The sequence below is a fragment of the Yinghuangia soli genome (assembly GCF_021502675.1).
GTDB classification, from domain to species: Bacteria; Actinomycetota; Actinomycetes; order Streptomycetales; family Streptomycetaceae; genus Yinghuangia; species Yinghuangia soli.
This window is the reverse complement of sequence record NZ_JAKFHA010000075.1, coordinates 1-8,894: the sequence shown is the minus strand read 5'-3', so window position 1 is coordinate 8,894 and position 8,894 is coordinate 1. Positions and strand designations below refer to the sequence as shown.

Annotated in this window: 10 protein-coding genes, 1 rRNA gene and 1 pseudogene; 1 reads left to right on the top strand and 11 read right to left on the bottom strand. The window is 67.7% G+C overall.

Translation table 11 applies throughout. From position 1 onward, the window contains the following. Positions 1-173 precede the first annotated feature (173 nt). The 8 genes and pseudogenes from LZ495_RS43410 to LZ495_RS43385 all read right to left on the bottom strand — a co-directional run bounded on the left by LZ495_RS43410 (position 174) and on the right by LZ495_RS43385 (position 5,538). Positions 174-899 carry a hypothetical protein gene (locus tag LZ495_RS43410; RefSeq protein WP_235058827.1) on the bottom strand — a complete coding sequence of 242 codons (726 nt, stop codon included), beginning with the start codon at positions 897-899 and terminating at the stop codon, positions 174-176. Between the two features lie 189 nt (positions 900-1,088). Beyond that, positions 1,089-2,174 carry a methyltransferase domain-containing protein gene (locus tag LZ495_RS43405; RefSeq protein WP_235058826.1) on the bottom strand — a complete coding sequence of 362 codons (1,086 nt, stop codon included), beginning with the start codon at positions 2,172-2,174 and terminating at the stop codon, positions 1,089-1,091. Then, the gene (locus LZ495_RS44530; protein ID WP_268824091.1) at positions 2,171-2,293 is read right to left on the bottom strand and encodes a hypothetical protein; all 123 of its coding nucleotides are present in this window, start codon (positions 2,291-2,293) and stop codon (positions 2,171-2,173) included. Before LZ495_RS44530 ends, LZ495_RS43405 begins: the two co-directional genes overlap by 4 nt. Before the next feature lie 154 nt (positions 2,294-2,447). Next, positions 2,448-3,041 carry a DUF5753 domain-containing protein gene (locus LZ495_RS43400; protein ID WP_308268965.1) on the bottom strand — a complete coding sequence of 198 codons (594 nt, stop codon included), beginning with the start codon at positions 3,039-3,041 and terminating at the stop codon, positions 2,448-2,450. Between the two features lie 42 nt (positions 3,042-3,083). Next, positions 3,084-3,296, bottom strand: a pseudogene (locus LZ495_RS45190) (helix-turn-helix domain-containing protein); the annotation flags it as partial. 12 nt (positions 3,297-3,308) lie between these two features. Beyond that, positions 3,309-3,848, bottom strand: coding sequence for a DUF6879 family protein (locus LZ495_RS43395; protein ID WP_372498733.1), 540 nt, complete (start codon positions 3,846-3,848; stop codon positions 3,309-3,311). Further along, a complete protein-coding gene (locus tag LZ495_RS43390; RefSeq protein ID WP_372498732.1) occupies positions 3,829-4,134 on the bottom strand; it encodes a hypothetical protein in 306 nt (101 codons plus the stop codon). Before LZ495_RS43390 ends, LZ495_RS43395 begins: the two co-directional genes overlap by 20 nt. Positions 4,135-4,389: 255 nt before the next feature. Beyond that, positions 4,390-5,538, bottom strand: coding sequence for an ABC transporter substrate-binding protein (locus LZ495_RS43385; RefSeq protein WP_235058823.1), 1,149 nt, complete (start codon positions 5,536-5,538; stop codon positions 4,390-4,392). A gap of 365 nt (positions 5,539-5,903) precedes the next feature. Here LZ495_RS43385 and LZ495_RS43380 point away from each other — a divergent pair, with 365 nt between their 5' ends. Continuing rightward, complete coding sequence (locus LZ495_RS43380; protein WP_235058822.1) at positions 5,904-6,893, top strand: ankyrin repeat domain-containing protein; 990 nt, start codon at positions 5,904-5,906, stop codon at positions 6,891-6,893. A 75-nt stretch (positions 6,894-6,968) separates the two neighbouring features. Here LZ495_RS43380 and LZ495_RS43375 read toward each other — a convergent pair whose 3' ends face one another. From LZ495_RS43375 to rrf, 3 genes are all read right to left on the bottom strand, one after another. Beyond that, positions 6,969-7,841: an oxygenase MpaB family protein gene (locus LZ495_RS43375; RefSeq protein WP_235058821.1), complete on the bottom strand. Its 873-nt coding sequence runs from the start codon at positions 7,839-7,841 to the stop codon at positions 6,969-6,971. A gap of 38 nt (positions 7,842-7,879) precedes the next feature. Continuing rightward, positions 7,880-8,470 (bottom strand): hypothetical protein, encoded by a 591-nt coding sequence (locus LZ495_RS43370; protein WP_235058820.1) that lies wholly within the window; start codon positions 8,468-8,470, stop codon positions 7,880-7,882. A gap of 298 nt (positions 8,471-8,768) precedes the next feature. Next, a 5S ribosomal RNA gene (gene rrf / locus LZ495_RS43365) occupies positions 8,769-8,885 on the bottom strand. Positions 8,886-8,894 lie beyond the last annotated feature (9 nt).

The following is an 8,894-nucleotide window of genomic DNA, read 5'->3' as shown; positions in this document are numbered from 1 at the left end:
TCGAACCTTGACCGGCTCTGCCACCGAACCCCCAAACACCGGTTGGATATTGAAGACATCCAACCGGCGCCCGGCACGTCGAAGCCAGCCCAGCAACCCGGCGAACCTTTCCGGTCACAGCACTAGGCAGCGCGAGGCCGGCTCCGTCGTCGCGTAGCGGCCGATGCTCCCGGTCAGCGCTGATACTGGACGGGCCCATGCCCCTCGCGGAGGTGCTCACTCAGGACCTGGGAGATCAGGTCGAGCCACGTTGTCCAGGAAGCATGGCCGCACGAGCCGAGGCCAAGGGCTTCGGCGAAGAAGCCTCGCAGTGCCTCGTCGTCCTGGAACATCACCAAGCCCTGCGCGCACTCGGCGACGACGGTGGGCAAGGTCCAAGTGCAGAGCCCGCGTTCGTGGGTGTCGGCCACGTACATGCCGATCCGCTCCACGTCGGTCAAATCCTCGGGTTCAAGTGCAATGCCGTCCTGGCCGAAGTACATGGAGAGCATGCCGTGCAGCCGTCCGAACCGGCGGCCCAACTCCCATGCAGTGGGCACCGCTTCGACAACCTTGCGGTAGACATCGACCTCCCAGGTATCGACGTAGTCCGCGATGTCGAGGAACGCCTCAGGTCGGCCACCCGCCCCGGAACGGACTGCCAGTCCCCGCAGGTCTTCGGGAAGCTCGTCGGCCGCTGAGCCACCGGCGGCCAGCGCGTACCCGATGGCCCGGACCTGGGCGCCGACCTCGTACACCTTCCGGCCTCCCCGCTCGGACTCGTTGAACAGCACACGCAGCGTCGGCTGCAACGCTGCGGCACGCTCATCGGCGTCCACGGGAATGACGGTAGACCTGCGGCTCAGAAAGGGATCGAGCAGGAGCCGGGCACCGTCGTAGCGGAAGTACTGCACATGCATGGCGCGGGATCCTTCGGCGATGGACGCAGACCGGCTCGGACAGACCGGCAGGCAGCATCGTCGGACACACCCGGAACACTGTCCACGCGCCCGCGCCGAGCGTCCGTTCCCCCGCGGCTCGCGGCCAGAGGGGAAGATCTCTCCTGGTCGACGAGTTGTCCGCTGCTTCCCTGCTGCGCAGCGACACGGCTACGGGTGTCTGGCGACCGGGTTTCCCGACTCGCCGAACCAGACCTCTTGCCGAGCCAGCGGCCCGTCCGACTCGATGGCAGTGAGGCCGAACCCTTCGGCCTCCGGCCGCCCGTGGTCGTGCCACCAGCGGACCGCGCGAGCGTACGAGCGCACCAGTTCCACGTCACCGGCCGCGGTGGTCTCGACGCCCGCACCGAACGACAGCGATGCGTAGCAGTCGCCTTCGGCCAGCCAGAGAATCCGCTCACCGTCGTGAGCGTCCGACGTGCCGCTCGTGCTGTGGAAGACCCCGGGCAACAGGAGTCCCATGACGAACTCCCCAAAGCCCCCGAGCGGGCCGTCGAGTTGCTTCCAGGTCAGCTTCAGGTCGATGGGTTCGGCCTTGCCGGTGTCCGGCCAGTCCGGACGTGCCTGCCGTTGCGAGCGGAGCTTCATGAACGACACGTCGTGAGCGAAGCGGCCGACTCCCACCCCGTCGTCGACGTCCAGCACCACGACGAAGTCCGTCCCGGCACTGAAGGTTGTCGCCCACGGCATCATGATCTTGCCGCCAGGTGCCTGACTCAGCCAGGCCGACGGCGTCTGCCGGACAGCGCACGTCACATGCACCCGGTCGTACGGAGCCCCGATCTCCCAGCCGTCGACCCCGTTGGCGCACTGCAGTTCGACATCGACGCCGACCGCGGCCAGGCGCTCTCGGGCGGCGTCGGCCAGTGCGTCGTCCACCTCGACGGAGACCACCCGGCCGGACGGCCCGACTCGATCCCGGAGCAAGGCAGCGGTGAATCCGGTGCCGGTGCCGATCTCCAGCACCCTGTGCCCTGGCTGTACGTCGGCCGCGTCGACCATCTGTCGAACCAGGGAAGGCATCGAGGCGGAGCTGCTGGCAAGCGTGGTGCCGGTGCCCTTGCCGTCATCCCACTGGATCACCAGGTGGACATCGTCGGCGGCAGCAGCTGCCCATGCGACAGGGTCGATACGCCGGTCGATCGGCTCATCGTCGGGGCTCCAGAAGACTGTCGGGAGGAACGGAGACCTGTCCCTCCCGAGCAGCCTTACCGAGGCGTTGTCGGCCTCACTCACTTGCCGCCTTCTTTCGGCTTGCGCCGGGTGCCGGTGTTGCCGCCTCCAATGGTGTCGGACTTGCCGTCCTTCTCATTCCCCTGCTGCGGTGTGTCGTTGTCCTTGCTGTGATCACCCATGCGGGCAACCCCCTCGTAGTTGATAGCTGCGCAAGGCGACCACTTGGAAGATGAGAACCCGTTGGAGAAGGCAGCCTCCCGAGTGGCCTTGGTTTTCCACGTTAGGAACCGACGTCTCGGCGGCTCTACGTTGTTGCACGGATGTGCATGAGCTTCACCCGACCACCGCACGGGCTTCCTCGATCAGGCCTCTGGCGCGCGCCCCGTGGACAGCCATGGCCGCGAACTCGGCGAACGCTTCTTCGTAGAGCGCGATCTCACCGGGATGCGTCACAGTCAGGAAGCCGGACACCAGCTCGACGTTGACCTGGCGCCGGTCGTAGATCCAGAAGTCTTCGGCCGGCATGCGTCCTCTGCCGGGGCGAGCCGGGATGATCCCCAGGCTGACATTGGGAAGCGCACCGATCGTCAGCAGCAGATCGAGTTGTCCGGCCAAGGTTGCCGCGTCGGCTACGCCGGCGGTCAGGACCGATTGCTCAAGGACGAAGGCAAAGACTGCTTGGCCTTCGTGGAGGACGCGCTGACGCTCCATGCGGGCGTCGACAGCGGCATCGACGTCATCGATCGGAACCCTGCGCTGCTGGATGTTGCGTAGGACCGCTTCGGTGTAGGCCCGCGTCTGGATCATGCCCGGGACGTACCAGCAGCCGTACGAACGGAAGCGATTCGTCTGCTGGTACTTGTGCAGTTGGGCTTGCTGGGCTTGGCGGAGCCCGGACTGCTCCATGCGGCGCCACTCGACGAACATGCCTTCGGCACTACGCAATGAGGCGATCAGTTCGTCGGTCAGATCCTGTGCGCCACAGGCCCGACACCAAGTGCGTACGTCGTCTTGGGACGGTGGCGTACGGGCGTTCTCGATCCGCGAGGACTTCGAGTAATGCCAGCCGCACAACTCGGAATGCCTCCGAAGGGTGAGACCGGCACTCTCGCGTAGCTCTCCCAGACGCTTGCCAAGGGCTTCGCGCGCCTTCTGGGCATTCGAGTACGGGGACGTTGACACGGTCGACTCGGATCAGCGCAGGACGTAGTCCTCATGTGGGATCGCCCGTTCCCACAGCCGATCGAACGCCGCCGAGTACAGGTTGCCGACCTCGGGGTCGGAACAGATCTCCGCGGACACTCCGGCCTGAATCTCGCCGCGCCCACTCACGGGCCTGCCCTCTCCGTCCCAGTAGTGGAGGATGAGGGTGCCGTCGACAACCCATCCGTCCAGCGCGGGCATCAGCAGGTCGAAGGCGGATGTGCGGGGCAGCCAGCGGACGGACTCACCGGACTCGACATTGGCGAACGTGAGGTCGTGTTCGTACCTGATGTAGTCGGTGACCGGCTCGGATACCACCCGGAGCCGACGGACATCGACCCCTCTGGCCACGGTTTGCGCTACGTGCGCGTACCAACCGGACCGCCAGCGTTCTTCGCTCCTGTCCGGCCGCCAGCCAGACCGCCACTTGGCGAACCAAGGGTCGGTGTCCTGCATGTACGCGTCCCGCAGCTCCCAATGGATCGCAGAGATCTTTGCGGTGCTCAGTGCCTCATGTACCGGAGACGTCACTCGTGACCTCTGATGCCTGGGGAAGGAATTGACGCATAGCCGCAGCGAGTCTGACGACGACCTCGTGCTCAGGAACGTCCGTACTGTGTCCCGGGATCGAGCCGACCTCTTGAGCCATCTGGATGGTCTCCTTGCTCGCCTCGTGCGCTTGAATGATCACGTCTCCGGTCTCGGCCTCCAGCCAGATCGCGGTCCATCCGTCCTCGGATGCGGGCGGACACCCGTCGACATCCGTCGGCTGAGGGAAGAACTGGCGCATGACACCCGGGAGCCTGATCACGGTCACCGGGGCAGGAAGCGTAGCCGTGCGCCCCGGCAACGAGCCGAACTCCCGTGCTCGGCTAATGGTCTCCTGGTCGGCCCTGTAGGACGACGCGCTGCGTGGAGCGCTCGAAGCCGCGGCGCCGCGACCGCATCGCCAATTGGGGTCGGGAAACGCCGCCGTTCCCCAAGCCGAATAGCGTCGAGATCGCCGTGTGGGGATGAGGTCGCCGTGTGGGGATGAGGTCGCCCGAGGCCGGACCGATTCGTCCGGCCGCCTTCACCTGTGCAGGACCCTGATGCGGTCCGGGGTGGACGGGTCGCGGTCGGTGATCTGGATCGGCGGCCATGCCCACTGCCACACGTCGATGCCGGGTGTGCGCGTGAAACGGATCCGGCCTCGGGTGCCTTCGATATCGACGTGGGGCCAGGCGGCGGCGATTCGCTCCCTGTCCGGTCCCACCGAGCGGAGTACGTCGGCGAGGACGGCGATCGTGTCGTAGCCCTCGAACGCGACGAAAGAGGGAGCCTCGCCGAGGCGTTCGCGCAGGACGGACTCAGTCCGAACGCCGAGATCGGTGAGTCGTTCAGGCAGGTAGCTCAGGAACGGAACTCCAGCCCCCTCCTTGCCCAGCTCGTCCACCCACTCCGGCAACTCCGGTTGCCCGGCCGGGGCTCCGATCAGTACGTCGGTCAAGCGCGGGTCGCGCCGTACGGCTCGGACGATCGACACCGCAGGGTCCGGAACGCCGCAGAGCACGATGAGTGCCGTCGCGTCCTGACGTACGAGTTCGTCGCATACCTCTTCAGGAGTGAGCACGGCCGCGTCCAGTTCGACGACGCTGCCGCCGTGCGGGGCAAGGCTCTCCCGCAGGATCCGAGTACCGGACGCCCAATAGACACTGGCCTGGGCCGCCACCGCGATCCGCAAGTGCCCCGCGCTGCGCAGGAAGTCCGCGTAGATCCGCCACCCGTGCGACTGCGCCGGCGCCACCCGGGCCACCCACTCGCTCGGCTGGTCGATGAGCGCGTCGAGTACTGCCGACGAGCACAGGTACGGCAGGCCAAGCGCATCCGCCCGAGCAGCCACGGCTCGCGCGACGACGCTGTGGTACTCCCCGGCCAACGCCGCCACACCCAGGTCGGCGAGTTCGTCCACGGCCGACACCGCGCGCTCCGGATCAGCGGCAGTGTCCCGTACGACCAACTCCAGCCGCTGACCGCCGATTCCGCCCGCGGCGTTGACGTCGTCGACCGCCAGCGAAAGCCCGGCGAGCAGCTGCCGCCCCGCACCGACCCACCCCGGTCGGCTCAGCGGAGCCAACGCGCCGATCCTGACGACCGATTCGCCTCCCGAAGAGGCAGCTCCAGACGCGGGCTCGACGGCGGACGACGACACTGGCTGCGCTATCGATGACGGCTGCTCCATGCCCGCAAGCCTCGCATACGCCCACCTGGTGGTCGGAAGTGGATCACCGGCAGCCCGCAGCCCGCCGAGGCGGCGCTTTGGCCTGCCGAGACCCCAGACGATGTTGACGATCACTCTCGACAACGCCCGCAGCAAACAGGTGTCGCAGATGCTCGGCCGGCAGGACGACGGCAGCCGAGGCACATCCGCGAGCAGGCACGGTCCTCCCTCTCAGCTGGAACTACCCGACCTGAGCCCTTACTCGTGAATCCTCGTGCGGCCCAGGTCGCCGACCGTCCGACGTCGGCCCTGCGAGCCTGCCTCCCGGGCCCCGGAGCTACCAACGAGCTTCCGGCGAAGGGGCATTGCAGGTTGCGGCCGATACCATGATCGCTTCCTCGTCTCGACTTGGGGGGTCGATGCTGTCCCTGGCCGAATTCCTGCCGGACCAAGCGGCCGAAGAGGCCGTCGTGCGGGCGCTCGACGAGCTGCGCCGCGTCAGCACGATGCAGGGCAACCTGGACAGGCTGCAGGGTCCGGTCGCCGAGCTCGTCGCGAGACCCGACCCCAAGGCCGTCTACGCCCACCGCGATGCCGTGTGCGGTGAGCACTTCGTGATGCTGTACGCCGCGGAGACGGACTGCGTACCGCTGTTCCGGTTGCGGATCGAGGGGGTCGGCGACCGCGGCAAGCTGGAGTTCTACCTGGTGACCGCGGCGCGGATGGGCGCGGCCGGCGTCGTGCGTTACCTGGGGGCGCAGGGGGCCGACGTCAACGCCGCGGAGAACGACGGCAGGCACCGGCACACCGCGCTGCACTGGGCGGTGTACCAGAACCACCCCGATACGGTGGCCGCGTTGATCGCGCAGCCCGGCATCGACCTCGACCGCCTCGACGGACACGGCACGACCGCGCTCGACCTGGCCCTCTACCGGCCGCAGCGCATCGAGTCGGCGAAGCTGCTCACCTCGGCCGGCGCACACATCCGGCCCGACACGGTCGTCCAGGTCGCCCGCGACCACGACCTCGCAGCACTGGACCTCGTGCTGCGGCACGGAGCCGACCCGAACGCGTTCAGCCCGAAGACGGGCATCGCGCCGCTGCACGCCGCCGCCATGGCGTTCGGGGAGGACGTCGTACGCCGGCTCCTGCAGGCCGGCGCCGACCCGCTGCTCCCGACCCGGCGCAAGTTCAAGGCCTCGCGCGTCGAATACCCGCGCGGCGCCACCCCCGTCGACTACCTCGACCTGGCCGCCTCAGCCGCGAACGGGAGGGATCCCTTGTCATCGCGGACAACCGCGGCCGCCAAGGTAGGCGACCTTCTCACCCATGCCGCCGCCGACAATGCTCCGAAGCCTGCCGACCGGAGCGAGTGACGCCGTCGAATTCAAGCAGGACCGTTTGTCCAACGGTTCCGTGCGCCGGGCCGACCGGGACGAAGACCGAGTGCTCTACGCAGCCGGAAGCTTGGCCGTGGAGGGCTTGGCCTCCGGGCCCAGGCGGTCGGTCGCGGCCTTGATGTGCGGCGACTCGTACACCAGCCGTACCACCGGCAGCACCAGCGACGTCGACGTCCGCAGCATCCGCAGGCCGGCGGTCACCGCGACCTGCGGGATCGGCCGGTGGCCGTACATGTCGTGTGCCCACGAAGGCAGCGAGCCGTACGCGATCTCGGCGACCTGGCGCCACAGCAGCTCACGGCCCACCCACAAAATGGGCGGCACCGGCGGGCGACGCAGAAACTCCCACACCTCGTCCGCTTCAGGCGATCCGCCCAACGCCGGACGCACATCCTCGAAGTACTCGCGCATCCCGCTCGCCGACCCCGGCACCTCGTCCGGAGCCAGTCCCACCAGTTCGGCTGCGGCCCGCTGCTCCGCGAGATACCGGTCGACCTGCCCGTCGGTCAGCGGAAACCCCGCCCGGCGCACCACTTCGGCGTACGACACCACAGCCGCGCAATGCACCCACCGCAGCAAAGCCGTCTCGTCTATCCGGTACGACTGCCCCGTCGCCGGATCCACCGCCCGCAGGAACTGGTGGATCCGCCGCACGCGCGCCCCGGCCCGCTCGGCCTCGGCGCGCGTGCCGTACGTCGTCGTCCCGACAAAGTCCGCGGTACGGAAAAGCCGGCCCCACGGATCCTTCCGGAAGTCCGAGTTCTGCACGACGCCCCGCACGGCCCGCGGATGCAGGGCCTGGAGGTAGAGCGCACGCACACCCGCGACCCACATGGTCGGATCGGCATGCAATTGCCACGTCACCGAATCCGGACCGAACAGCCCGGTGGCACCCGCCGTGTCCTCGACCTTTGCGCCCTGCATCGCCGACCAGCCTCCCGAGTCTTCCCCCGTATAAGACTCTAAGACTTCTCAGGACGGTAGGAGATGACACCTCCGTCCTCCATCGTCAGTTCAAGGGTCAGCCCGTACTGGTCGGTCTTCAGCGCGTACGTGTACGTCTTGGCGGTCTTCTCGCCGTCCCGGTTGGTGAAGTTGCCGCTCTTGCTGCAGGTGTTCTGCATCGACGTCTTGACCTTGCTCGGCGTGAACACCAGCTTGTCCGCGCCGGGCGCCTTGATCTTGCCCGCCTGCTGCACGAACAACGACGTCGTGCAGCTGTAGACCGTCGACTGCAGCAGGCCGTCCTCGGTGAACGAGCCATCGGCCTTGATGACCAGCTTCGCGTTGTTCCCGCTCGCCGGGGCGTACGCGCCGGTGATCGCATCCTGGTACGAGAACCCCGACACCGAACCGTACGTCCAGGTCCCGACCAGCTCCTTCGGGAACGGCCCGCCCTTCACGTCCCCGCCGCCGCCCGTGCCCGCGTCGCCCAGCAGCGGCCCGCCGCCGTTGCCGTCGCCGTCCTTCTGGCAACCGACCAGAACCGAGGTCAGCAACGCGGCGCCTATGACAACCGCACCGGACTTGCGCATGCGCATGCTCGCGCCCATTTGTGGTCTCCCCCCACATGTCGACTGCGCACCCCAAGGTCCCCCCAGACAACCCGCGGACCAGCTCTCGGCCGGCGGGTCGGTACGCAACGCCCCTTACGTTAGCGGCTCTTCCTGCAGGTTCCAGCCCCGCGTACACGCCTGTGACAGAACACTGACGGCCCTGACGAGGTCGCCCGGCACGCCGGATCCCCGGTCCTCCCGCAGAAATGCAGAAAGCCCGCCCGGGAACCCCGAGCGGGCTTTCTGCCAAAAACAAGAAGGCCCCTCCCGAAAGGGAGGGGCCTTCTCAAGTTGATTCCGGCGGCGTCCTACTCTCCCACACCCCTTCGAGTGCAGTACCATCGGCGCTGAAGAGCTTAGCTTCCGGGTTCGGAATGGGACCGGGCGTTTCCTCTTCGCCATGACCACCGGAAACCTGTCG